General features: G+C 41.1%; 20 protein-coding genes. All 20 read left to right on the top strand.

What is annotated here, in order from left to right; all coding sequences use genetic code 11:
* Window positions 1-77: 77 nt before the first annotated feature.
* Window positions 78-1,730, top strand: a complete 1,653-nt coding sequence (gene dnaX / locus Q5O24_11770; GenBank protein WKY47033.1) for a DNA polymerase III subunit gamma/tau — start codon at window positions 78-80, stop codon at window positions 1,728-1,730.
* Window positions 1,731-1,814: 84 nt separating this feature from the next.
* Window positions 1,815-2,159, top strand: a complete 345-nt coding sequence (locus tag Q5O24_11765; protein ID WKY47032.1) for a YbaB/EbfC family nucleoid-associated protein — start codon at window positions 1,815-1,817, stop codon at window positions 2,157-2,159.
* Window positions 2,160-2,759, top strand: coding sequence for a recombination mediator RecR (recR, locus tag Q5O24_11760; GenBank protein ID WKY47031.1), 600 nt, complete (start codon window positions 2,160-2,162; stop codon window positions 2,757-2,759).
* A 42-nt stretch (window positions 2,760-2,801) separates the two neighbouring features.
* On the top strand, window positions 2,802-4,535 hold the full coding sequence (gene ptsP, locus Q5O24_11755; GenBank protein ID WKY47030.1) for a phosphoenolpyruvate--protein phosphotransferase: 1,734 nt from the start codon (window positions 2,802-2,804) through the stop codon (window positions 4,533-4,535).
* An 18-nt stretch (window positions 4,536-4,553) separates the two neighbouring features.
* Complete coding sequence (locus Q5O24_11750) at window positions 4,554-4,817, top strand: HPr family phosphocarrier protein (protein ID WKY47029.1); 264 nt, start codon at window positions 4,554-4,556, stop codon at window positions 4,815-4,817.
* Window positions 4,818-4,892: 75 nt separating this feature from the next.
* Complete coding sequence (locus tag Q5O24_11745; protein WKY47028.1) at window positions 4,893-5,294, top strand: YtxH domain-containing protein; 402 nt, start codon at window positions 4,893-4,895, stop codon at window positions 5,292-5,294.
* A gap of 6 nt (window positions 5,295-5,300) precedes the next feature.
* Window positions 5,301-5,663 (top strand): DUF948 domain-containing protein, encoded by a 363-nt coding sequence (locus Q5O24_11740; protein ID WKY47027.1) that lies wholly within the window; start codon window positions 5,301-5,303, stop codon window positions 5,661-5,663.
* Window positions 5,664-5,737: 74 nt separating this feature from the next.
* A complete protein-coding gene (locus Q5O24_11735; protein ID WKY47026.1) occupies window positions 5,738-6,046 on the top strand; it encodes an STAS domain-containing protein in 309 nt (102 codons plus the stop codon).
* A 15-nt stretch (window positions 6,047-6,061) separates the two neighbouring features.
* A complete protein-coding gene (locus Q5O24_11730; GenBank protein WKY47025.1) occupies window positions 6,062-6,475 on the top strand; it encodes an ATP-binding protein in 414 nt (137 codons plus the stop codon).
* A complete protein-coding gene (locus Q5O24_11725; GenBank protein WKY47024.1) occupies window positions 6,465-7,217 on the top strand; it encodes a SigB/SigF/SigG family RNA polymerase sigma factor in 753 nt (250 codons plus the stop codon). Before Q5O24_11730 ends, Q5O24_11725 begins: the two co-directional genes overlap by 11 nt.
* 172 nt (window positions 7,218-7,389) lie before the next feature.
* On the top strand, window positions 7,390-9,462 hold the full coding sequence (gene fusA / locus Q5O24_11720; protein ID WKY47023.1) for an elongation factor G: 2,073 nt from the start codon (window positions 7,390-7,392) through the stop codon (window positions 9,460-9,462).
* 102 nt (window positions 9,463-9,564) lie between these two features.
* Window positions 9,565-10,164, top strand: coding sequence for a xanthine phosphoribosyltransferase (locus Q5O24_11715; protein WKY47022.1), 600 nt, complete (start codon window positions 9,565-9,567; stop codon window positions 10,162-10,164).
* The gene (gene murI, locus Q5O24_11710; GenBank protein ID WKY47021.1) at window positions 10,157-10,972 is read left to right on the top strand and encodes a glutamate racemase; all 816 of its coding nucleotides are present in this window, start codon (window positions 10,157-10,159) and stop codon (window positions 10,970-10,972) included. Before Q5O24_11715 ends, murI begins: the two co-directional genes overlap by 8 nt.
* Window positions 10,973-11,006: 34 nt before the next feature.
* Entirely contained in the window at window positions 11,007-12,005 is a 999-nt protein-coding gene (trpS, locus tag Q5O24_11705) for a tryptophan--tRNA ligase (protein ID WKY47020.1), read from the top strand.
* A gap of 85 nt (window positions 12,006-12,090) precedes the next feature.
* Window positions 12,091-15,432 (top strand): PD-(D/E)XK nuclease family protein, encoded by a 3,342-nt coding sequence (locus tag Q5O24_11700; protein WKY47019.1) that lies wholly within the window; start codon window positions 12,091-12,093, stop codon window positions 15,430-15,432.
* On the top strand, window positions 15,410-18,979 hold the full coding sequence (addA, locus tag Q5O24_11695; protein ID WKY47018.1) for a helicase-exonuclease AddAB subunit AddA: 3,570 nt from the start codon (window positions 15,410-15,412) through the stop codon (window positions 18,977-18,979). The genes Q5O24_11700 and addA overlap by 23 nt, the downstream gene beginning before the upstream one ends.
* Window positions 18,980-19,033: 54 nt before the next feature.
* A complete protein-coding gene (locus Q5O24_11690) occupies window positions 19,034-22,492 on the top strand; it encodes an FtsX-like permease family protein (protein WKY47017.1) in 3,459 nt (1,152 codons plus the stop codon).
* Window positions 22,493-23,057: 565 nt separating this feature from the next.
* Entirely contained in the window at window positions 23,058-24,038 is a 981-nt protein-coding gene (locus Q5O24_11685; GenBank protein WKY47016.1) for an ABC transporter substrate-binding protein, read from the top strand.
* On the top strand, window positions 24,010-24,774 hold the full coding sequence (locus tag Q5O24_11680; protein WKY47015.1) for an ABC transporter permease subunit: 765 nt from the start codon (window positions 24,010-24,012) through the stop codon (window positions 24,772-24,774). The genes Q5O24_11685 and Q5O24_11680 overlap by 29 nt, the downstream gene beginning before the upstream one ends.
* On the top strand, window positions 24,771-25,415 hold the full coding sequence (locus Q5O24_11675) for an ABC transporter ATP-binding protein (GenBank protein ID WKY47014.1): 645 nt from the start codon (window positions 24,771-24,773) through the stop codon (window positions 25,413-25,415). The genes Q5O24_11680 and Q5O24_11675 overlap by 4 nt, the downstream gene beginning before the upstream one ends.
* The last annotated feature ends 23 nt before the right edge of the window (window positions 25,416-25,438 follow it).

Here is a 25,438-nt window from a genome sequence, read left to right as displayed (position 1 = left end):
TCTTCTGTAAATGACCATCAAGCCTATACAAATTTCTAGCTATCGTCTATAATTAATACAATAGAAAAGGGGAATTTATGAGTTATTTAGCATTATATAGAAAATATCGTCCGAAGACCTTTGATGAGGTAGTTGGACAGGAAAGTATTATAAAAATATTAAAAAATCAGATAAAATATGATCGGATAGGTCATGCTTATCTATTCTCTGGAATAAGAGGAACAGGTAAAACGTCGCTGGCCAAGGTTTTTGCGAAAGCAGTCAACTGTCCTCATAATCATGACGGTAATCCCTGTAATGTTTGTGAAGTATGTACTAAACTTGATTCCTCCGGCGTTATGGATATAATCGAAATTGATGGTGCTTCGAATCGAGGCGTGGATGAAATCCGAGAAATTCGTGAGAAGGTCAAGTATCCGCCTGTGATTGGCAGATATAAAGTCTATATCATCGATGAGGTGCATATGCTTACAAAGGAAGCTTTTAATGCGCTTTTAAAAACTCTGGAAGAGCCTCCTGAACACATCATTTTTATACTCGCGACGACTGAACCGCAGAAATGTCCTAACACTATCTTGTCACGTTGTCAGCGTTTTGAAATCAGACCAATATCAACGCGTCTAATTGTCGACCAACTCAAAAAAATCAGTGATGATTTAAGGCTCACAATTTCTGAGGAAAGTCTTTTCTTTGTCGCCGAGAGAGGTGAGCAATCGATGCGGGATGCCCTAAGTATAATGGATCAGATTATTGATTTAAAAGACGAAAAGGGAATAATTCAATATAGCGATCTTTTAGATTTTCTGGGGATGGCAGCTCAAGATAGAATAAACGAGCTGGTAGGAAATATTCTTAAACGAAATCCGGAAGAAGTAATTAAAAATCTTAGAGATCTGGAAGATGGTGGTAAAGAAAGTGCTTTAATTATGGAACAGTTGATTAAAACACTAAGAGATCTTTTAATCATTAAAACGACTGGTCAACTAAGAAATAAAATTTTAAAAACTGATGAAAAAACACTCAGTGCTTTTGACACTTTGGCACAAGCTGCTGATTTTAATCTTTTTGTTAATATGATAGATTTTTTAATTCAGGAAAAAAATAAACTTAAATATAATAGTCTGCAAAATCTCATTTTAGAGATAGCATGCCTGAAATTATGCGAATTTGAAGCAACCCCAAAAGCAGTAGCTGAAAAAAATGAGTTTTCGGAATTTAGTAAGTCTAAGACTGCAATTTCGCCGGGGGTTAGAGTTTACCCTATAGAATCTCGACAAGCCAAGCCAAATACCTTGTCAGGAAAAGAGCAGACAGATAGTGGGTTGGGAGAAAGTGACAAAGAGAAAGTAATCGTCCCGGTTACTGAGGACAAAGAGTTAGCTAAAAATGAAAATCAGGATGAAAAAGTCAAATCGGTTTCTGGAAAAAAATTATTCGATAAACTCTGCAAGCAGATTGGTCCTGCACAATGTATGTTTTTAAAAAAAGCCCATCCAGATTATGATGGCCAGGTTTTTACAATCGCTTTTTCAGAAGAAGATCGTAACTATATCAGCTTTATCAATACTCCGGAGCGAATTGCTGATTTTGAAAAAATTCTAAAAGATGAAACCTCACAGGATATTAAGGTTATTGTCACAGTTGAGAAGGAAGACTTTTCTGAGCTCGATCTGGCAGAAAAAACACGTCGAATTATTAATGACCCAGCGATTGAAATTATTGGAGATTAAAACGACTGGTCAAAAAAGAATATGTAAAGTATTATAAATTAATGATATAATATTACGATAAAACTAGTTAATTAGGAGGATATAATGGCTAAAAGAAAAATGCCCGGTGGGATGGGCGGTGGAAATATGAATAATATGATGAAACAGGTTCAGAAAATGCAACAGGATATGGCAAAACTACAGTCCGAACTTGAAGAAAAAGAAGTTGAAGCAACTGCTGGTGGTGGTGTGATCAAAGTTGTAGCGACTGGTAAAAAGACAATCTCATCGATCAGTATTTCGCCTGAAGCTGTGGACGAAGACGATCTGGAAATGTTGGAAGATCTCGTAATGGCGGCTGTCAATGAAGCACTAGTAAAGGCGGATGAAATGGTCAACAGTGAAATGTCAAAAATTACTGGAGGAATGAATATTCCAGGTTTAATGTAAATGAGTGCTTATCCTCAAACTCTGGAAAGACTGATTCAGGAGTTGTCCAAGCTACCGGGAATTGGTGAAAAAACTGCTCAACGTCTGGCCTTTCATATCATTAATTTGCCGTCTGAGGATATTAGCCAGCTATCATCGGCAATCCATGCAGCAAAGGATCGCATCATGCTGTGTGACCATTGCTTTAATATTACTGATAAAGAGACGTGCGATATCTGCAGTGATCCAAAACGGGATCAGGCTACAATTTGTGTAGTTCAAAACAGCAGGGATATCTATGCCATTGAAAAAACCAGAGAATACAATGGGCTGTACCATGTCCTTCATGGAGCAATCTCGCCGCTTGATGGAGTTGGTCCGCAGGATATAAAAGCAAGAGAATTGCTTTTAAGAATTGGTAATAATGAGATAAAGGAAGTTATCATGGCAACGAACGCAACTGTTGAAGGGGAGGCGACGGCTATGTATCTCGGTAACCTGATTACACCATTAGGGGTATCTGTGACACGTCTGGCCAAAGGGATTCCCATCGGGGCAGACCTTGAGTATACGGATGAAATTACCATTATTAAAGCTTTTGAAGGAAGAAGTAAATTGTAAAATATTCTTTAAAGGATAAATAGTCTTGCAAAGGAGAAATTTATGTTAATTAAGGAAGGAATTATTGCATCGCCAGGCATAGCAATTGCAAAAGCGATTGTTTACGAGAAAGTTAGTTTTGAAATCAGGAAAGACCTGGCTTCTGACGCTAACAAGGAAATTACAAGATTAAAAGATGCCTTGAAAGACAGCTATACTCAGCTGATGAAGATTAAGGATAAAGCTGTAGAGGAGTTAGGAGAAGAAGAAGGCGCAATTTTTGAAGCCCATGCTATGGTTCTGGAAGATCCGGAATTCGTTGAAGGCATTGAAGCTGAAATCAGTGAAAACGGATACTTTGCAGAATATGCTGTAGAACTTGTGATGAAACGTTTCTATGATATTTTTGATGCCATGGATGATCCCTATTTTCGTGCACGAGCTGCAGATATTAAAGACGTGGGTATGCGGGTTATTCGCAACATCCTGGGAATTACTCAGACCGATCTTTCATCGCTTTCTGAGAACGCTATTATTATAGCTGATGATCTGACGCCTTCAGATACAGCGCAAATGGATAAGCAGAAAGTGTCAGGGTTTGCTACAAATATCGGTAGCCGAACCTCACATACTGCGATTATGGCCAGAAGCCTTGAGATTCCGGCAGTCTTAGGATTATGTGATATAACATCAAAGGTAAAAACAGGGGATATGGTGGTCGTCGACGGAATTGACGGTTTAGTAGCCATAAATCCTTCCGAGGACGAGTTAAAGGACTATCTTGAAAAACAGGAAAAATACCTGGCTGATGTTGCTGAGCTAAGTAAACTGAAGGATCAGGAAGCGGTCACTCTTGACGGGCGAAAAGTAGAGCTGGTGGGTAATATCGGCGAGCCCGGCGATGTCGCTGGTGTCATCAAAAATGGCGGTAAAGGTGTCGGCCTTTATCGGACTGAGTTCTTATATATGAATTCGGAGTCTATGCCGGGTGAGGAAAAGCAGCTGGCTGCATACCGGTCTGTACTGGAAGCTTTTCCAGATGGTCCAGTAATCATCAGAACATTGGATATCGGTGGCGATAAGAAATTGCCATATCTGCCACTGGAAGAGGAGTTAAACCCCTTCTTAGGACTAAGGGCTGTACGTTTGTGTTTTAGAGAACTTGATCTGTTTAAGGTACAGTTGAAGGCTATCTTAAGAGCCAGTGTTTACGGGAATGCGCATATTATGTTTCCAATGATTTCTTCGATTAGTGAGGTCAGACAAGCCAAGGCCATATTGAAGGAATGCATGAATGAACTTGCGGAAGCAGAGATACCTTTTGATAAAGATGTTAAAGTAGGCGTGATGATTGAAATCCCTTCAGCTGCTATTACAGCTGATATTATTGCTAAGGAAGTGGACTTCTTTAGTATTGGTACTAATGACCTTTGTCAGTATACCCTTGCTGTCGATCGGATGAATCAGGAGGTATCCTATTTATATGATCCTTTTAATCCCGCAATTTTAAGACTGATTAAGCAGGTGACCTCAGCCAGTAATGGCGATCCCGAATTTTTTTCCGGGATGTGCGGAGAAATGGCGGGAGATCCTTTAGCAGCAATGCTATTGTTGGGCTTAGGACTTTTTGAGTTTAGTATGTCGGCCTTAGCAATCCCACGAATAAAAAAAATGATTCGCAGTGTAAACTATGAAGATGCCAGGAAAATGGCAGATTTTGCACTAAATTTGGAATCAGGTGAAGAAGTTCAAAAATACATTAAAAATACATTAAAAGAGTTAAACATTTCAATTTAGAAAATGGGAGGAATTATTATGGTTAAACAGGAAGTAACAGTTTTAAATGCGACAGGCTTACACGCTCGTCCAGCGTCAATGTTTGTTCAGACCGCAGGTAAATTCAAATCAAAAATCTATGTGATTAAAGAAGGAAATTCTATTAATGCCAAAAGTATAATGGGAATTATGGCTGGTGGTATTTCTCAGGGGACTACTATTGAAGTTTCTGCTGAAGGTCCAGACGAGCAGGAAGCAGTCGATGCCCTTGTTCAATTGATCAATGATAAATTTGGTGAATAAATTTTTGTAAAGCTGGTATTTTTACTTATTTTAGGGTAAAATATTGTAATAGAATTCAGAAAGTGAGGAACTAATATGAGCTGTGGTAAGAATAACAAACTGTTTTTTGTCGGAGGTTTATTTTTAGGTACTGTTATTGGAGGAACTCTGGGTATTTTATTGGCGCCATCATCAGGGGATGAAACCAGAAAAAAAATCCATGAAGGAACGGGTGAAGTTCTGGGGAATGCCTATGATCAGGCTATGGAATATGGTGAAAATTTAAAAGAACAGTTCCAGGATATGCAGGATCAGGTTACTGATAAAATGAACCAGTACAAGAATAAGATAGAAAGTAAAATTCAGGAAATCCAGGATGAAGTGGAACAGGATATTGAGGAACTCAGTGAAGAATTAGAAGCTCTTGAAAAAGAAGAAGCAGAAGTAGCGGCTGAAGCTGAAGAAGCTTTCGAAGAAGACGAAGAAACAAAGGAATAGACATCGATGATAACTTTAAATTTTAGCATGTGGGAACTGGCAGTCTTACTCATTGGAATTTCTTTTGTAGTGGGAGCTGTTTATCTGGTTAAACTTTTAAAAAACCTGGCTGCGACTGTTGAATCAACCAATCGGTTGATGGAGGAGAATCGCATCGCTTTGCACAATATTATCGCTAATGCAGACAGTATCACCAAATCGTCAGCTGAAGTTCTGGAAAAAACAAATGACATGGTTGATGAAGTGGAAGGTGCTTTCAATGTAATAAAATCTGATGTGATTGATCCTGTCGTAAAGAGTGCCGCAATGCTGAAAAAGGTATTAGGTGTCCTTCAATCATCCAAATTTTCCAAAAAGAGTAAAGAGTAAAATAATCTGAGAGGTCCAATGATTTATTCTCATTGGACCTGATTGTATTTAAAGATGAAATGGAGTGTGTCATAATGGGTATGAATGAGGAGCAGGCTACTGTCACGATTAAAGGTGAAGTGGACATTTATTCGGTCGATCAATTCAGAGAATCCATTGAAAAATCGATCAATCAGAAGAAATCAAAAATAATTCTTGATTGTACAGAATTATCTTATATCGACAGTACTGGAATGGGCGTTCTCATAGAAATGAGAAATAAAACCAGAGAGCTGGGACAGAATATGATCGTGAAAAACCCGAGACCAAATGTAAAAAAATTACTCGCTTTAACTGGTGTAGATAAGATTATTGAAATCATTGAGAACACTGGCTCAAAGTAATGAAAGAGGAAGAAGATGGATAGTATTACACTTATATTACCGGCTAAACCTGAATATGTCAGCCTAGCCAGACTGACCATTGCCTCGGTTGCCAATAATATGGGGTTTTCAATTGGGGATGTTGAAGATCTGAAAGTGGCGGTTTCTGAAGCTTGCACAAACGCCCTTAATCATAGCCAGAATGAAAATGGGACCTATGAGCTGACTTATGTAGTAGAGGATGGCACATTAACATTTACAGTCAGTGATAACGGAATGGGATTTGAACCGGATTCTGTGATGGCACCAAAGCTTGATGGTGAACAGATTGGTGGATTTGGATTGTTTATTATCAAATCACTGATGGATCAGGTAGAAATCGTCAGCCGGAGAGGTTTGGGAACCTCAATTAAAATGGTTAAAAATCGAACGGTCTGCAATGAAGTATGACAGAAAAATCAGTAAGGAAGATGCCAGAGAATTGTTTCTTCAGTATGAACAAACAAGAGAGCGTGAGCTGAGGGATCGCCTAATTGAAAATTATCTCTATATTCCCAGGATTTTATCCCGCAAATATGGGCATAAAAGTGGAGATAATGATGATATTTATCAGGTTGCCTGTCTGGGTCTAATGTATGCGGTAGAGCGTTTTGATGTTAAACGTGGCTATGAATTTGATACATTTGCCACACCAACTATTATTGGTGAGATAAAAAGATATTATAGAGATCGCGAGTGGCTGATTCGGATTCCCAGAAAAGTACAGGATTTGAATCGGGAAATCAATCAGACCAGGGCCTTGCTTGAGCATAAACTCATGCGGTCGCCAACGATTTCTGAAATAGCTGATTATATGGAGATTTCTGAGGAAGCCATTATCAGAGCGATGGAAAGTTCCAATGCTTATTATCCTAAGTCTTTATCAATGGAATACGAAAGCAATCAGGATGGACAGGAAGTAACCCTGATGGATCTCTTGGGAAATCTGGATAATAACATGGAAAATGTCGAAAACATTGATATGCTCAAAAGTAAAATAAAAGATCTTAACCCGGTCGAAAAAATTATAGTTGAGCAGCGTTTTTTTAGAGGTAAGACTCAAAAAGAGGTTGCTGAGCTGATTAATAAATCTCAAATGACAGTTTCCCGTATTGAAAAGAAAGTTATGCTAAAATTGAAAGAAGATCTATGAATACTTTAACAAAAGGACAGTCTGAAAATAATTGTTTTTACGATTATTTTTAGACTGTCCTTTTATTTTATCAAAGTTTAAATTAAAGCTAGCATAATCGGATAAAATATTATAAAATAACATTACGACTAAAACCAATAAATGATTGGCTAAAACGCGAGGAGGAAACATCATGAAAACGTATCCAACAAAAAATATCCGAAACATTCTGATATTGGGTCATGGGGGAAGCGGTAAAACCACTTTGACTGAAGCTCTGGCATTTAATGCAGGTGTGGTTGATCGTATGGGTAAAATAGAAGAAGGCAATACTCTTTCTGACTTTGATCAGGAAGAAAAGAAAAGACATTTTTCCATTTCTTCATCAGTGGTCCCTATAGAATTTGGCGGTCATAAAATAAACCTCATCGACGGTCCTGGTTATTTTGATTTTATTGGGGATGCTTTTGCAGCACTTCGTGTAGCAGATGCAGTTGTCATCGTAGTGGACGCTTTATCAGGGGTTCAGGTTGGAACAGAAAAAGCTTTCGAACTCTTACAGAAAGAAAACATTCCGGGTTTTATTGTGGTCAATAAAATGGATCGTGAAAACACTGAATTTTCTTCCGTTATGGATCAGTTAAAAGAAAAATTCGGAAATAAGGTCCTTCCCTTTGAATTGCCAATGGGAGAAGGCGAAAATATGGAAGGTGTCATTAATATCGTTGACATGACCGGTAGAGAAAGAAAAGATAATCGTTGCTTTGATGTTGAAGTCCCTGAAGCGATGAAGGAAGAACTTATGCCATACCGGGAAATGATTATGGAATCAGTGGCACAAACCAGCGAAGAACTGATGGACAAATATTTTGAAGGTGAAGAACTGACCAGAAATGAAATCCATGCCGGGATTAGGCAGGGTGTTCTTGATGGTGAATTATTGCCGGTTTTATGTACGTCAGCAACACTAAACATCGGGGTTGAAACCCTGGAAAATATGCTCATTGAATACCTGCCATCGCCAGGTGACCAGAAGTTTGAAATGGGAATAGATCCCCGAGACAATAAAGAGATTGAACGAAAATGTTCGAACACGGAACCTTTTTCTGCTTTGGTTTTTAAAACAATTGCCGATCCATATGTGGGTAAATTGTCAATTTTTAAAGTCATGTCTGGGGTTTTGGATCATTCCATTGAAATCTATAATTCTACCCGGGAAGTTAAGGAAAAAGCCAATCATATATATATGCTGCGCGGTAATAAACAGATTGAAGTGGAAAAGCTGGAATCAGGCGATATTGGAGCCTTTTCCAAGCTTGCTGAAACAATTACCGGAGATACCTTGTGTACCCAGAAGAACCCAATTGTTTATGAAAAAATTAATTTTCCCAAACCAATTATCTCAATGGCTATCGAACCTAAAACCAAGGCCGATATTGATAAACTGGCAACCGGGCTTCACCGGCTCCAGGAAGAAGATCCGACCATGCTGGTAAACCGAAATAAGGAAACCAAACAAACGCTTATATCAGGCTTAGGTGAAATGCATCTGGAAATTATTTCACACAAGCTCAGTAATAAATTTGGAGTTGACGTTAATCTGGTTGATATGAAAGTACCATATCGGGAAACAATCAGAAAGAAAGCCACTGCTGAAGGAAAGCATAAAAAGCAGTCTGGAGGAAGTGGGCAGTTTGGCCATGTTTATATTGATTTTGAGCCTGGAGCTGATCCAAACGCTCCCTTTGAGTTTGTCGATAAAGTCGTTGGTGGCTCAGTTCCCCGAAACTTTATTCCGGCAGTCGAAAAGGGACTGGAAGCCTGTATGAATGAGGGAGTGCTGGCAGGTTATCCGGTAACCGGTGTAAAGGCAACCTTGTTTGACGGGTCTTATCATGCAGTAGATTCCGATGAAATGTCTTTTAAAATGGCTGCCACTCTGGCTTACAGAAAAGGTATGAAAGATGCTTCACCAGTATTGCTGGAACCCATCTATCATGTTGAGATTATTGTCCCTGATGAATATATGGGTGATATCATGGGTGATTTGAATAAAAAACGTGGTCGAATTATGGGAATGGAACCAACAGAAGGCGACAAACAAAAGATTTTGGCTGAAGCACCACTGGCGGAAATGTTTAAGTATGCTACCGAGCTAAGATCTATGACCCAGGCCCGCGGTGAGTTTTCAATGGAATTTGTTCGTTATGAAGAAGCGCCAGTAATTATCGCAGATAAAGTTATTGCTGCTGCACACAAAGAGTAAAGCTAAGCCCTGCACATATGTGCAGGGCTCTTTTTTAAGATAAAGTTTTATAAAGAACTGTAGTGTGGTATAATAACTCGATTAGGATTAAAGGAGCAGCCAATGGAGTTATTAGAAGAAAGAATCAGAACTGAGGGAACGGTCAAAGACGGTGGTATTTTAAAGGTTGATGCTTTTTTGAATCATCAACTTGATATAAGCCTGTTTGAAGAAATGGGAAAAGAGTTCTCCAGACGCTTTGCCGGAGAGGGAGTCAATAAAATTTTGACGATAGAGACATCAGGGATTGCGATCGCTGCTTGTGCGGCGAAATACTTTGACTATTGTCCGGTGGTTTTTGGGAAAAAGGCAGTGTCATTAAACCTGGATGACGAAATTTATTTCAGTGATGTCTACTCATATACAAAACAGCAGTCATATAAAATTATGGTTTCCCAGAAATATTTAGGCCCTAATGATCGCATTTTGATTATTGATGATTTTCTGGCAAACGGCAAGGCCGTCGAGAGCCTGGAAGAAATAATCAGACAGGCTGGAGCAAGTCTTGTAGGTGTGGGAATCGCGATCGAAAAAGGCTTTCAGGGCGGTGGAGATGCCTTAAGAGCACAAGGAGTCCATCTGGAATCCTTGGCGATTGTGGAGTCCATGAGTGTTGAAGACGGGATCAGTTTTCGCAGTCAGTCTGGAGAAATGAATGAATAATTGTGATCCCATTGGTCTGATTGATTCAGGTGTTGGTGGTTTTACAGTATTAAAAGAACTGCAGCGTTGTCTTCCCAATGAAAACTATATTTATTACGGCGACTCAAAACGTATGCCATACGGTGAACGGGAAAACCAGGAACTGATTGAACTGGGGAATGCTATTATTAGAGAGCTGGAAGGCTATGGGGTAAAAGCCGTGGTCCTGGCTTGCAATACTCTGTCATCTCTAATTAGTGATTTAACATCAAATGTGCCCCTTTTTAGTGTGATTGAAGCCGGGGTTCGGGAAACCCTTTTGCTTCGTGAGCGGGGGATGGTTGGATTGATTGCGACGGCGGCAACGGTAAAAAATCGTGGCTACGAAAAAGAATTAGCTTTATTAACCAGGGATATTCAATATATCGCTCAGGAAACCCATACCCTGGCTAAAGTTATAAATGAAGGAAAAAAAGATCTTGAGAATCTGAAGCACAATATTAGAGAAGCAGTGGACCCAATTCTTTTAAAAGGTCAAAAACAGGGGGTAATGGTGGAAGAGCTCTTGCTGGGCTGTACGCATTTCCCGATTGTTGCAGATACAATCAGAGAACTTTATCCGGATTTATTGCTCATAAATCCGGCTAATGGACTGATGGAGCAGATGAAGCAGTATTTTAATGAAGCTGATTTTTTTTGTGATCGTGAACGAAAAGGGGCGACAACAATTTTTATCACTGCCGGTCGTGAAATTTCTGAAAGAATCATTGATGAACTCGATTTAAAGTGTGATAATCTGATAGAAACTGAATTAAGCGCTTTTGAATAAAGCTTTACTTATAAGGACTTAAGAGGAGGACTAAATGGAAAAAAAGAAAATTGTATACAGCGGAATTCAGCCATCGGGAACTTTCACCATTGGCAACTATTTTGGCGCCATGAAAAACTGGGTAAATCTTCAGGAAGATTATAACAGTCTGTTTTGTGTGGTGGATCTTCATGCGATTACCATGCCCCAGGTAGCGGCCGATTTAAGAAGGCGAACCTACGAATCATTAGCCCTGCTGCTGGCGCTGGGGATTGATCCTAAGAAATCAATTTTATATGTTCAATCCATGGTACCGGAACACTCAGAACTGACCTGGATTTTAAACTGCAATTCCTATATGGGTGAGCTGGGACGAATGACCCAGTTTAAGGATAAATCACAAAAACAGGGAGAAAATATTCGGGTTGGACTATTTGATTACCCTGTCCTGATGGCCGCCGATATTTTACTTTACCAGACCGACTATGTGCCGGTAGGCAGCGATCAGAGACAGCATGTTGAGCTGGCCAGGGACCTGGCCGTCCGTTTTAACCAGGCTTATGGGGATGTATTCAAAGTTCCAGAAGCGATTTTTGGTGAGTCGGGAGCCAGGATTATGAGTCTCCAGGATCCAACAAAAAAAATGTCAAAATCGGATGAGAATTTGAATGGATTTATTTCTCTATTGGATGACCCCAAGCAAATTGTCAAGAAGTTCAAACGGGCTGTAACAGACTCGGATACAGCTGTCCGATATGACCGTGAAAATAAACCGGGAGTCTCCAATCTGATGGAGATATACGCCTGTTCAACTGGAGCGAGCCTGGAAGCAATCGAAAAAGAATTTGAAGGAAAAGGTTATGGAGACTTCAAGCTTAAAGTTGGCGAATCGGTGGCTGACACCATTAGTCCTGTTCAGGAAGAGTATCAGAAGCTTTTAAATGATAAAGGCTATCTGGAACAGGTAATGCGCAGTAACGCTGAAACGGCATCTAAAATTGCCTGGAGAACCCTGTCCAAGGTGCGTAAAAAGGTTGGTTTTGTAACAGTTTAAGGGGTTTAGTTGTTATAATCAACTTTGTTAGTATTCGCAGGCGGTTAATCCGCCTGTTTTTTTTAGGAAGAAGGAGGAGCTTAGCATGGGACTCAAGATTATGACCGGAAGACAATCGATGCAGATCAGTCAGGCTGTTTATCAGGACATAAAAAAGGCTAGGGAAAATGGATTGGAAAATCTGTACCTGCTTGTGCCGGAACAGTTTACTCTGGGTGCTGAAACTGCCCTGATCGAAGCCCTTGGCCAGGAAGGACTGAGTGACATCGAAGTACTCTCGCCTAAGCGTCTGGGGCTGCGTGTCTTAAAAGAAACCGGGGGACTCAATATCAAGGTTTTAGATCAGCATGGCCGAAATATGCTTCTGCAGAAGGCAATGACACTGGTTCAGGAGAATCTTATAATGTACAAAAGCTCAGTACAAAAGTCTGGGTTTTCGCAGAAGATCGGTGAACTGATTGTTGAGTTAAAGGAAAATGAACTTCTTCCGGAGGATTTTGACAAAGTACTAGAAGACTTGCCGTCTGGACTGCTAAAGCAGAAACTGACAGATATCCGCAAGATTTATTGGGAATACAACCAATTAATGGGGAATGATCGCATCGATGATAAGGATTTGCATCAATTGTTTTTGCAAAAAATTCCTCAGGCTTCTTTTCTTAAAAGTTCAGCAATCTGGATTGACGGTTTTCAGAACTTTTCTTCCCAGGACTATCGGATGATTAGAAATCTGCTGACGACAGCCAGAGATTTGGCGGTAGGGCTGTCGGTTGAATTAGATGAATCGGCTCCGGATGCCAGTGCTTTTTCCCTAACCCGCAATACCCTGAATCGGTTAAAAGAGATTGGTGCCAGTGTAGAAGCGGATTTAAAAATGGTTTCAATTGATGAAAAAGAGTTCAGTTCACCGGAAATCTGTTTTCTTCAGAAAAATCTGTTTGCCTATCCTCAGTCAGTCTGGAAAAAATCGGTTGATAAAATAAAAATGTTTCAGAACCAGAATGTCTGGGAAGAAGTGGAACAAGGGGCGGTTGAAATACTTAAGCTGATTCGCCAGGAAAACCATGACTATAAGGATATCGTTGTTCTTACCGGTGATATGGACCTGTATCAAAATATTATCAAAGGTGTATTCACTCAATATGGGATTCCCTTTTTTCTTGATGAACTGCGTCCAATCGGCGACAATCATTTAATTGAAGCAGTTAGTTCGGCTCTGGAATCTGTTGCCTATCATTATCGTCATGACGACCTGATGGGTTATATTAAAACCGGATTCTCTCCCATCAGTCTTGAGGAAGGTCAGGATCTGGAGAATTATGTTTTGGAATTTGGAATTAAAGGCTTTAAATGGAAAACTCCTTTTACTAAAATCAGTCAGAATCCTTCATTGGAGCTTGAAGTGCTAAATAGCTTGCGTGAACGGGTGATTGATCCCCTGCTTACGTTAGAAAGCCGAGTCAAAGGCAAAAAGAGCTACCGTCAAATGACAGAGGCCGTTTATACTTTTCTGGTTGAAACAAAGGTAAATGAACAGCTTGATGATTTATCCCAAAGACTGCTGGAGGCAGGTGATTTTGAAATTCAAAGTGCATATGATCAGATCTTCAGCCGGCTGATGGAAGTTTTTGATCAACTGGTGGAAACCATGGGCGAGGAAGAGGTAGCGTTCAATGAATATATAAGGCTGCTTAAAACGGCGATTCAGGATTATCAGCTGGGTGTGATCCCGCCCCATGGCAATTTTGTTAATATTACCGATTTAAAAAGAAGTCGTAATGCGCCCTTTAAAACACTCCTGATTTTTGGGATGAACGAGGGCAAAATTCCCGGAACAGGCTCAGAACCCAATTTAATCACGGATACGGAACGAAAGACCTTGGAAAACTATCAGCTTCATTTTCAGAATAATCTGGCTTTTCAGATGGAACAGGAAAATTTCCTGATTTATGATGTTCTGACTAGGCCAAAAGAAAGGCTCTTTCTGTTCTGGGCCCTCTCTGATTTGGAAGGAAACAGCTTGCAGCCCAGTCTTTTTATCGAGCGCATTCTAAATAGTTTTGAGTTAATAAAAATTAATTCTACCATCGGAAAAAGTAATAACCGGGTCCTCGATCACATCTGCCGACCGGAGGTTACAATCTGGGAATTAATTCACTTTTTAAAGGGCAATCAGATTTATTCAGAGGAGGAAGCCGCAATCTGGCAGGCGGTTTACAACTGGTTTCTTAAAAATGGCTATCAAAAAGAAATTGAAAGAACTTTGCAGGCAACGCAGTCATCAGAGGCGGTCAAAAGATTAAGTCCTGAACAGGCACTAAGTCTTTATGGAAAAAAGATGTCAAGCTCGGTGACGCGTCTGGAACAGTTTCGCAAATGTCCATTTTCTCACTTTGTTCAATATGGTTTAAAACCGGAAGAACGATTGATTTATGAAGTGGCGGCGCCGGAAATCGGCATTCTTTTGCATCAGGTCGTGGATGACTTTTTCAAATGGGCAAAGGCCGAAGACATTGATCTGCACCAGCTTAAAGAAGGCGATAAAGAAAAAAAGATTGCTCAACTGATGGAAAAGAACCTGCCGGGAATCCGGACAAATGTCTTTAACAGTTCAGCTTCGTACCGTTACCTGGGTAAAAAACTGGAACGGGTGGGCAAGCGTTCCATCGATCATCTGATCAGTCAGCTTGTGGCCGGAGACTTTGTCCCATTTCAGTCAGAGTTGGTTTTTGAACAACCGGTTAAAGATTTGAAAGAAGAGTTTTACTTATATGGAAAGATAGACCGGGTTGATCTTTATGAAAAAGATCAGGAAACCTGGGTAAAAATTATCGATTATAAGACCGGCAAGAAAAAGCTGAGTTACGGAGATATTTATTACGGTCTGTCGCTTCAGCTGGTTGTCTATATGGATGGATGTTTATCGGTGCTTAAAAAAGAGAATCTGGTGCCTGGCGGTATCCTATATTTTCATGTCGATGATCCGGTTATCGCTGCTAAAATTGACAATTCGCGGGAAGACTTTAAAGAGCAGCTGCAAAAAGAAATGAACAAAGCTTTCAGTCTCAATGGTTTAATCAGTAATGATGCTTCAGTAATTGAAGCCATGGATGAGGCGGGAAATAGTTCAGAATTTCTGCCGGTCAGAGAGACAATCGATCGGGAAGCATTTGAAGAATTGATTGAGTATGTGCGGGAATTAGTGAAAGAGCTGGTCAGTGAAATCTATAGCGGTGAAATTGCTGTCCGACCGGTTAAAAATAAAGAAATAACAGCTTGTACCTATTGCCGTTTTCAGGGGATTTGCCAGTTTGATCCGGAAATATCACCGGAAGCTTATCAGAATATTGGTGGGTCAATGAAGAAGGAAGAATTTTTTGCTGCGATCAGAAAGGAGCCAGAAAATGAACAAGAAATGGACAGCTGAGCAGCTTGCAGCGATTGAGAATCGGTATGAGAATCTTTTAGTATCTGCAGCTGCCGGATCGGGTAAAACGGCGCTTTTGATAGAACGGATTTTGCGGATTGTCCTGGAGGATCAGATCGATGTCGACAAACTGCTGGTTTTAACCTTTACCAGGGCTGCTGCCGGTGAAATGAAGAATCGTTTGAATCAGACTTTTTCGAAAGCACTTGAAGGGACAGAATCAGAGGACCGTGCAAAAATTTTAAAGCAGATGAGTCTGCTGGGAAACGCTTCAATCTCAACATTTCATGTTTTTTGCATGAGCCTTTTACGACAGTATTTTTATAAAATTGACTTGGATCCGGGATTTGTGATCGGCAATGATATTGATATGGCCCTGCTTCGTAAGGAAGCCCTGGAAGAGGTATTCGAATTAGAATATGAAAAGGCAGAAGAAGGCAAGGACATTCTTTTTCTTGAACTGGTCGATAAGTATTCGGGAAACCGCAATGATACGGTCTTAAAAGAACTGGTGGAACAGTTTTACTTTTTTTTAAATGCCCAGCCTTATAAAGAAAAGTGGTGTGAAAAAGCGCTTTCTTTATTTGATATCGAAGAAGCTGCTTTTATGAAAGAACATTTGTGGGGCCAAAAATTTTCTCAAATAGCAGACTTTAAATTGAGTGCTATAAAAAACGCCTATGCATGTGGTTTGGATCTTTCAGAGCTGGAAGGATTTGAGAAAGTGCAGGTGCTTCTTGAAGAGGAATCCAAAGCCGTGGAAAGGGCCCTTTTACTCTTTTCTCAGTCAGATGCGGAAGCAGAATGGCTGGAGGCCTTAAAAAGAATTGATTTTGGACGCTTCCCCTCCTCTAAAAAAATGGATCCGGACTTAAAAAAACAGATTAAAGACCTTCGCGATCAGGGCAAAGAGGGGATTAAAGATCTGATTGCTTACTTTGAAAAAGGCTTTTTACTGAAAGAACTAAAAGGGTTGAAACCGCTGATTGAAAAGCTGGTGCAGGTAACCTTTTTAATGGACCAGATTTACCAGTCAAAAAAACTGGAAAAAAATGCTCTGGATTATAATGATCTGGAACAATTGGCCCTTAAGCTTTTGGAGGATGAAACGGTATCAGAAGAAGTCCGTAACCGTTTTGATTTTGTTTTTATTGATGAATATCAGGATACCAATGAGATGCAGGAAACCATTCTTAAAAAAGTTGTCCGTTCCGATAATTATTTTATGGTAGGTGATGTTAAACAGAGCATATATCGTTTTCGTCTGGCAGATCCAGGAATTTTTATGGAAAAGTATGAAAGTTTTGGAGAAAGCCAGGGAGGGGCTTTAATTAACCTAAACCGAAATTTCAGAAGTTCAGAAACCATTATTAATGGGATCAATGAAATTTTTTCAGCAATTATGTCGAAAGAATTGGGGGAGATTGACTACAATGAAAAGGTCGCTTTGTATCCGGGGCTTAAATGCAGCGAGAATAATCTCAAGCCGGAGATTCATGTAATTTATCAGCCCAAGGACCAATTATCCGATGAATTGTCAGACATGACGACAGCCGAACTGGAAGCACGTTTCATAGCAAAAAAAATTATGACTCAAATTGGCAGCCCCCTTTATCGGAGTCGGGACGGGCTTGAAAAACCCGTGGAATATCGGGATATTGGGGTTCTCCTTCGCAGTCTTGCCGGTCGGGAAGAGATTTTTTTAAAGGTTTTTCAGGAATACGGGATACCTGTTTATTTTGAAGGGGGATCACGGTATTATGAATCACTGGAGATTAGGACCATTCTAAATCTTTTGAACCTGATCGATAACGGTCATCAGGATCTTGCCTTGTTGAGCGTTATGGTTTCACCAATTGGAAAACTTACAACTGATGACTGTACAGTGATCCGAATTGCTTATCCTGATGGCTTTTTCTATGAAGCAGCAGAAAAGTATATGGCAGAAAAGGAGGATGACCTTTCGAAGCGGCTTAAGGTTTTCTATGAACAGGTAGAGGGCTTTCGGGAGGACTCGAAGCAATTGCCAGTGGAGGAGTTTCTCTGGAAAATTTTTATGGAAACCGGTTATTTCGGCCTGGTCGGCTGTCTGCCGGGAGGAGAGCAGAGGCAGAATAACTTAAAAATTCTTTTGAAGCGGGCGGCTGACTATAAAAAATCGACGCTCAAGGGTCTTTATCAGTTTGTCCGTTTCATTGAAAGTATGAAAAAGCACAGTCAGGATGTTTCGCCGTCACGCAGTCTTTCAGAGCAGGAAAATGTGGTTCGTCTGATGACTGTTCACAAAAGTAAGGGGCTGGAGTTCCCGGTTGTCTTTATAGCGGGATTAAATCGAAACTTTAATAAGCGGGATAATTCGCGAGCGATACTTTTCCACAAAAATCTGGGGATCTGTCCTGATTTTGTGGATGAAAAGAACCGCTACAAGGCTCAGACCATTGCCAAACAGGTTTGCATGGAGCAAAATCTTCGGGAAATGCTGTCAGAAGAAATGCGAATACTTTATGTGGGAATGACCAGGGCTGAAGAAAAACTTCATCTGGTTGCTGCCGGGAAAATAACCGATAAACAATCTGCCAGGTGGCAGAAGGCCCCCGAGCCGGAGAATCTTCTATCGGCTTCATGTTTTCTTGACTGGATTATGATGGCGGTGCTTAAAGCTGGACGTTTAGAGGCTAGTGAGCTGCAAAATGAGAAACATTTTACCATTCAGCAGATTTTTGATCCAGGTAAGCTTATGCCGGTGGACCAGTCTTTAGAAACAACCAATAAAATTTTCGACAAAGTCGATGAGACCATGAGTGAGAACATCAGCAGCATTTTAAGTTTCGACTATCAGCAAGGCCTAAAAGAAACCTTGCCGGGGAAAATGAGCGTTACAGAGATTAAAAACCTTCAAAACAGTAAAAGACAAAGTATTTCTGTTAGTGAAGTTTTAAGCAATCAGTCTTTTTCAAGTCGTATTCAGAAACCGGTCTTTATGGAAAGCCGTGAAGAGACACTGACGGGTGCCGAAAAGGGAACTGCTTTGCATCTTTTTATGGAAGTGCTGGATTTAGAAAAGTATCGAAAGATTTTAGAATCCCAGGGGGATGAAGGGATCAGCCAGTTTTTACTTTCAGAAAGAGAGCGTTTAATTGTCGATCGATATTTGGGTCATGCCCAGGGGATGAGTATTGATCTTAAACTGGTCCAGACGTTTTTTAATACAGATCTGGGAAATAGAATTCTGACAGCAGCAACAATAAAGCGGGAATGGCCTTTTACACTTAAGGTCAGCCCAGCGACGATCCGTCCGGAGTGGGAAGATTATCGTCAGTCCGTTATGGTACAGGGGGTAATCGACTGTGCTTTTATTGAAAATGGCGAATGGGTGATTGTTGATTATAAAACAGACTATTTAAAGGACCAGCAGGACTATCAAAATAGACTCGAGACGTACAGGGCTCAGGTGGAATTTTATGCTAAGGCAGTCGAAACTTTAACCCAAATACCAGTTCGAGAAAAAATAATTTGTTTTATTCGTATGGGCAAAATATTTCTTTAAATTAAATGTGCTATAATGAATGAATAATCGAGAAAAAGGGAAAAGGGACGGATAATGAAAGCACTCAATAAGGATATTTTACGCGAAATTAAAAAAACCAAAAGCCGGTTTATTTCTATCGTGGCGATCATCGCTCTGGGCGTCTGCTTTTTTGTGGGTATAAAAGCGACCGGTCCCAGCATGGAATACACGGCAAATGTATATTATGAAACCCAGCGTCTGATGGATTTCAGGCTTGTCTCAACTTTTGGTTTTCAGGACGATGATATAGCAGCGTTGGGAAAAACGGAGGGTGTGGAAACGATCATGGCCGGTTATTCGGCTGATGTAATCATCGATGAAGGTGAGAAGCGTCCGGTCATAAGGCTTTATTCTGTACCGGAAGACCAAAGTCTTAATCAGCTGGTGCTGGTCGAGGGACGGTTGCCGCAAAAGTCCGGAGAGATTGTTGTGGAAGCCCCCTATGAAGATAGCGTGGTAGGTTCGGTTGATTATGTAATTGGTGATACGATTACGCTTGACTCTGATCTTTCGGGGGAACCCCGTAGCGATACGATCGTACCAGATACTTATACCATTGTCGGTTTTGTCAGATCACCTCAGTATGTTTCCTTTGACCGGGGAACGACTTCCGTAGGGAATGGTAATGTCGCCTTTTACGGGTTCATCCCGCAAGCCGATTTTGCTTATGAACGCTATACCGAAGTGTATGTAAAAACATCAGCATTGGCCGATGGAGAATCTGCTTTTTCTAAGGAATACTGGACCTTGATTGACGGTTTTGAACAAAATCTGGAGGCTGTTGGTGCCCAGCGTCTGGAAATCAATTATTCTGAAATTATGAATGAGGCCCAGGAAAAGCTTGATGAAGGGTATGCAGAATATAATGATGGACAAAGGGAGTTTCTTGAAGGCATTGCCAGTGGAGAAACGGAACTTGCCGATGCCAGAGCACAACTGGTTAGTGGTGAGATAGAAATTGAAGCTGGTTATGATGAGCTTTTCTCGACTATGGCAACAACTGAAGCAACACTGGCAGACAGTAAGGCTCAGCTTGATGCCGCCAGAGCAGGTTTAATTGCCGGTGAAAATGAACTGGCAGATAAAATTGCCGAAGCAAATGCTCAGCTGGATCAGGGACGAGAAGGGATTGTTCAATTGACACAAGCGATTGAACAGATGGAAGCCGCTGATCCGTCAGATCAGTTGCCAGAATTGCAGGCGCAGTTGGCCGAGGTTCAGACTCAGATTGATGAGGGTGAGGCTGCTATTGCAGGTTTAAATGAACAGATTGCTGGCCTTCAGATTCAAATTGAAGCTTTAGATCCGGACGATCCCAATTATGAAGACCAGCTGGCAGTATTGCAGGCCCAGATTGAAGAACTGAACGTTTCCGTAAGTGCCATTGAGACCCAGCTTCAACCGGCTTATCAGGCACAGTTACAGCTCCAAGCCGGAATTGATGAAATCCTGAATTTTCAGCAGACGCTTGAACAGACCAGGGCGCAATTAGAGGCTCTGCAGACTCAGGTGGAACAGGGTCAGGCAGCTCTTGATGCCGAACAGGCAGCAGCTGAAGCTCAGCTTCAGGATGGCTGGAACCAGTACTATAGTGGTCTGGCTGCCTATAATCAGGGTTATGCTCAGTATCAGGCTGGCATCGATGAAGGCTTTGCGACCTTGGCAAATGCTGAAGCAGAAATTGCCGATGGCTGGAATCAGTATTATGATGGCGTGGCCCAGCTGGAAGAAAGTCGGGCCGAAGGTCAAGCTGAGCTTGATGAGGCAGCGGCAGAGCTGGCCGATGCGCAACAAGAAGTGGATGATATTGAAGAAGGAAAATTGTATCTCTTTGATCGCGATGATAACCCTGGATATCGCAGCTATGGCGAGGATGCTACTCGAATAAATAAAATTGCCAATGTTTTTCCCTTATTTTTCTTATTAGTAGCGGCACTGGTATCTTTTACGACCATGACGCGAATGGTGGAAGAACAAAGAACGCAAATTGGGACATTAAAGGCATTGGGCTATCGTCATTCACAGATTGCCTCAAAATTTGTTGTTTATGCGGTATTGGCTGGATTAACCGGTGCGGTGATTGGAATCATCGTGGGGCTAAACACTTTGCCATACCTTATTGCCGGGGCTTACGGGATGATGTATCAAATCCCAGACCTACTGATTTCTCCGCCCTGGCTACCGATAATCATCAGTGCTGTAATGGCTGTTTTCTGTACAGTGGCGGCAGCTGGTCTGGCGACAGTCGTTGAACTTAGAGAACAGCCCTCCGAGTTGATGCGACCTAAAGCACCTAAGATTGGTAAAAATATTTTATTGGAGCGTATTCCTTTAATCTGGAAACGGTTGGGCTTTATTGAAAAAGTGACGGCCAGAAATCTGATGCGTTACAAAGGGCGTTTCTTTATGACGGTCATTGGGATTGCCGGATGTACAGCCTTGATACTTGCCGGTTTTGGTCTGCAGGATGCGATAACGACAATTATTCCCAAGCAGTTTGGGGAGATAGCAGTCTACGATGGGCTGTTGGCTTTTAAAGAAAGTGGGACCATAGAAGAAAAGACCGCAATAAAAGATGAGCTCAATGCTGATAATCGCTTTTCAGAAAATATGCTGGCCTATCAGACCAGTATGAAAGTTGAAAAAAGCGGTGATGACTACAGCAAATCAGTTTATCTCCTGGTTCCTGAAACAACTGACCAGCTGGATGACTATATTCATGTCAAAAATCAGGAGACAGATGAATCTCTGGATTTATCTCAGGGGGCGATTATCACAGAAAAGGCCTCCCGGGATTTAAACGTAGCAATCGGGGAAACCATTAGGGTATTTAATGATGACGATTCTTATGAAGTTGAAATAGCTGGAATCGCTGAAAATTACCTGGAAAATTATCTTTATATGTCACCGGAAACATATTCCCAGATTGTTGGTCAGGAACCTGAGTTTAATGTGGCCTATATCAATATACCGGACACGAATGAGACCTTGGAAACACAGATTGCTGGTGACTGGCTTGCTAAAGATGATGTGGTCTCGTTAAACTTTACTGGCAGTATTATCGAATCTTCTGAAGACAGTATGGGAAGTTTGAATATTGTCATTCTGGTTTTGATCCTTTCAGCGGCAGCTTTGGCTGGAGTGGTTTTATATAATCTGACCAATATTAATATTTCCGAACGTGTCAGAGAGATTGCCACCATTCGGGTACTGGGTTTTTATGACATGGAAACCTATAATTATATTTTTAGAGAAAATATTGTCCTGGCTTTGGTTGGTGTTATTGTGGGATTATTTTTAGGGACCGGCCTGAATAACCTGATTATTAATACCATGGAGACCGATATGACGACTTTTGTTCGGGAGATTGAATTGAGTTCATATTTACTGGCAGGTGCCTTGACAATGATCTTTACCCTGATTATCAATGTGGTTATGACACCGATTATTAAACGCATCAATATGGTTGAATCGCTGAAGTCGATAGAATAAAGAAGTACGGGCTGCGCCCTATAAGCAAAACAGGCCATAAAGGGATTTTTTAGGATACGCTTAACAAAACAGAGTGAAGAACAAAGCCGTGGGCGCACTCGGTTCCGCTAACGCTCCACCTCGTCGCGGGCTGCGCCCCACAAGCCAAAAACACCAAAAAGAGATTTTTAAGTTAAGCTTTTAAAAAACAGAGGTGAAAAATGAAGCCGTGCATTCGGTTCCGCTGTGCTTCACCTCATCGCGGGCTACGCCCTATAAGGAAAAACCCCACAAAAAGAGATTTAAAGGTACTTAAAAATCTCTTTTTGTGGGGTTTTTCCTTGCACGGCTTTATTTTCGCGCAATATTTTCCCCTTCGTCGTGCTTTTAAAGGGGGGAGATTTCTGATAAACTATTAACAATGAACGCGTTTACCTGACAGAAAAGATGTTTCTGATCTAAAGGAGAATGAATAGTGAAAGAGTATTCTGACTTTTTGCTGAATTTGTGAGATTGCGAATAGAAAGATGCTTGTTTTTTTCCGTTCAGGTAACAAAATTAAAATCGGAAAAGGATGGAAAAACGAATGAAAAAATGGATTGTGTTGCTTCTGGCAACGGTGAGTCTGGTGTTTATGATGGCTGGCTGTCAGACCGAAACGGCTGAACCGCAAACGGTTAAAGTGGGTACCCTGGCTGGGCCGACGGGTATGGGAATGGCTCAAATGATGGTTAATGGTGTAGATCTGGGTGAGAATATCACCACCGAATTTGTTTTGGCAGGTGCGCCGGACCAGCTTACGGCCAGCGTTATCAGTGGTGAAGTCCAGATGGCGGCGGTTCCTTCAAATTTAGCAGCGGTTTTATATAATAAAACTGAAGGTCAGATTGTTTTGGGATCGGTCAATACCCTTGGAGTTTTATATATCGTCGCGGATGAGTCAGAAGGTATTGCCTCTATTGCAGATTTAAAAGGGAAAACTATTCTGGCAAGCGGACAGGGATCAACGCCGGAATATGTCCTGAATTACCTGCTTGAGAAAAACGGCTTGACACCGGGAGTTGATGTGACCATTAATTATGTGGCTGAGCATAGCGAGGTTGTAACGGCACTGGCAGCAGGTAATGCCACAGTAGCGATGCTGCCGGAACCTTTTGTAACGACGATCACTGCCAAGAAAGCAAATATTAAGGTTGCAGTGGATATGACTGAAGCCTGGGCGCAAGTCGGTGATGGTTCTGAGCTTCAGATGTCAACCCTGATCGTTAATAAAGAATGGGCGACAGCCAATCCTGATGCTTTTGATGCTTTTCTGCAGGCTTATGAGGGCTCCATTAATGATTTAAACGAAAATCCGGCTGAAGGTGCGCAAAATATTGTCGAAGCAGGAATTATGGGGGATGCGGCCATCGCTGAAGCTGCAATTCCAAATTGCAATATTGTATTTATTTCTGTAGCGGACGCAAAAGATTCGCTAAATGACTATTATAATGTTTTATATGGATTTGAACCAAAATCTGTTGGAGGAGCTCTGCCAGGTGAAGATTTCTACTCATTGGGCCAATAAACGAATTGTTAAATTAGGGATGGTTCTATTTTGGATCCTCCTCTGGATGCTGGCAGCATGGCGGGTTGATAATCCGCTGGTGCTGCCTTCGCCATTTGATACGATAAAAGGGGTCATTACGCTTTCTAAGTCTCCGGATTTTTTTGTAAGTATTGTGACTACCCTGATTCGGGTTTTTTCGGGTGTTCTAATTTCTTTCCTGATTGGTCTAATTCTGGGGATTATTGGCGGCCTTAAGCCCTTATTTAATGAGTTTTTAAATCCTCTGGTGGTGACTATTAAATCAGTTCCGGTTGTTTCAATTATTATTCTGATCAACCTCTGGATTGAATCGTCTCTGGTTCCTCTGCTGGTGACCTTTCTGATCTGTTTTCCAATTACCTGGACTAACATCATTCAGGGGATAAAAGCAACCGATACAAAACTGCTGGAAATGGCGGCAATCTATCGGGTATCTGCAATAAAAATATTAAGAAATATTTATCTGCCAACTCTCAGACCTTACGCTAGTTCGGCTCTGATTAACGCCATTGGTTTAGGCTGGAAAGTAACAGTGACAGCCGAGGTTTTGGCAAATGCCATCCCTTCGGTAGGGATGAATCTGTATTATGCCAGAATTTATCTGGAGACAGATTATCTTTTTTCATGGACACTGGTGATTGTTGTGTTAAGTTATCTGATCGAAAAACTGACGGTTAAAGGCCTTAACCGCGCCGGTAAAGGAGTCTTGTCATGACAATCAATATAGCCAATCTTAAAAAAGCATATGGTGATCAGATTATCTTTGATGACTTTTCTCAGGCAATAGAAACGAATCGAATTACCGGTATTACCGGGCCTTCAGGAGCTGGAAAAACAACCCTGCTGCGTTTGCTTTCTGGTCTGGAGAAAGCAGATGGGGGGACCATAACCGGCGTTGAAAAGAATAACCTTTCTTTTATATTTCAGGAGCCAAGACTGCTTCCATGGCTGACTGTTCGACAAAACCTGCGTTTTGTGATGAATCAGCTTAATGTAAAAAGAACTGGACCCTTTGAAGATGAAATTGATCAGATGCTTTCACAGGTGGAGCTTACATCAGCAAAAGACCTATACCCTCAAGCCTTGAGTGGTGGAATGAAACAACGGGTTTCTATTGCCCGTGCTTTCCTTGTACCTTCTTCCTTGCTGATTATGGACGAACCTTTTGTCAATTTAGATGCTGAACTGAAAGACCGGCTGATGGAACTCTTCCTTTCGCTATGGGAAAAAAGCAAAAAAACGGTAATTTTTGTCTCTCACGATAATATTGAGATCAGAAAACTCTCCGATATCATTTTAACCCTATCTGAAAACCCTGTGAGGGTTCTTAAATCAGAAGAAAATATAAAACTGTAAAGGCTTACTTCATGCAAAGAAGC

The organism is Eubacteriaceae bacterium ES3 (genome assembly GCA_030586155.1).
Taxonomy (GTDB): domain Bacteria; phylum Bacillota; class Clostridia; order Eubacteriales; family Eubacteriaceae; genus Acetobacterium.
This window is presented reverse-complemented; position numbering and strand designations above follow the sequence as displayed.

Excerpts from the sequence above, each read along its gene's own strand:
- dnaX (WKY47033.1), top strand. The coding sequence starts at position 78 with ATGAGTTATTTAGCATTATATAGAAAATATCGTCCGAAGACCTTTGAT.
- Q5O24_11765 (WKY47032.1), top strand. The coding sequence starts at position 1,815 with ATGGCTAAAAGAAAAATGCCCGGTGGGATGGGCGGTGGAAATATGAAT.
- recR (WKY47031.1), top strand. The coding sequence starts at position 2,160 with ATGAGTGCTTATCCTCAAACTCTGGAAAGACTGATTCAGGAGTTGTCC.
- ptsP (WKY47030.1), top strand. The coding sequence starts at position 2,802 with ATGTTAATTAAGGAAGGAATTATTGCATCGCCAGGCATAGCAATTGCA.
- Q5O24_11750 (WKY47029.1), top strand. The coding sequence starts at position 4,554 with ATGGTTAAACAGGAAGTAACAGTTTTAAATGCGACAGGCTTACACGCT.
- Q5O24_11745 (WKY47028.1), top strand. The coding sequence starts at position 4,893 with ATGAGCTGTGGTAAGAATAACAAACTGTTTTTTGTCGGAGGTTTATTT.
- Q5O24_11740 (WKY47027.1), top strand. The coding sequence starts at position 5,301 with ATGATAACTTTAAATTTTAGCATGTGGGAACTGGCAGTCTTACTCATT.
- Q5O24_11735 (WKY47026.1), top strand. The coding sequence starts at position 5,738 with ATGGGTATGAATGAGGAGCAGGCTACTGTCACGATTAAAGGTGAAGTG.
- Q5O24_11730 (WKY47025.1), top strand. The coding sequence starts at position 6,062 with ATGGATAGTATTACACTTATATTACCGGCTAAACCTGAATATGTCAGC.
- Q5O24_11725 (WKY47024.1), top strand. The coding sequence starts at position 6,465 with ATGAAGTATGACAGAAAAATCAGTAAGGAAGATGCCAGAGAATTGTTT.
- fusA (WKY47023.1), top strand. The coding sequence starts at position 7,390 with ATGAAAACGTATCCAACAAAAAATATCCGAAACATTCTGATATTGGGT.
- Q5O24_11715 (WKY47022.1), top strand. The coding sequence starts at position 9,565 with ATGGAGTTATTAGAAGAAAGAATCAGAACTGAGGGAACGGTCAAAGAC.
- murI (WKY47021.1), top strand. The coding sequence starts at position 10,157 with ATGAATAATTGTGATCCCATTGGTCTGATTGATTCAGGTGTTGGTGGT.
- trpS (WKY47020.1), top strand. The coding sequence starts at position 11,007 with ATGGAAAAAAAGAAAATTGTATACAGCGGAATTCAGCCATCGGGAACT.
- Q5O24_11700 (WKY47019.1), top strand. The coding sequence starts at position 12,091 with ATGGGACTCAAGATTATGACCGGAAGACAATCGATGCAGATCAGTCAG.
- addA (WKY47018.1), top strand. The coding sequence starts at position 15,410 with ATGAACAAGAAATGGACAGCTGAGCAGCTTGCAGCGATTGAGAATCGG.
- Q5O24_11690 (WKY47017.1), top strand. The coding sequence starts at position 19,034 with ATGAAAGCACTCAATAAGGATATTTTACGCGAAATTAAAAAAACCAAA.
- Q5O24_11685 (WKY47016.1), top strand. The coding sequence starts at position 23,058 with ATGAAAAAATGGATTGTGTTGCTTCTGGCAACGGTGAGTCTGGTGTTT.
- Q5O24_11675 (WKY47014.1), top strand. The coding sequence starts at position 24,771 with ATGACAATCAATATAGCCAATCTTAAAAAAGCATATGGTGATCAGATT.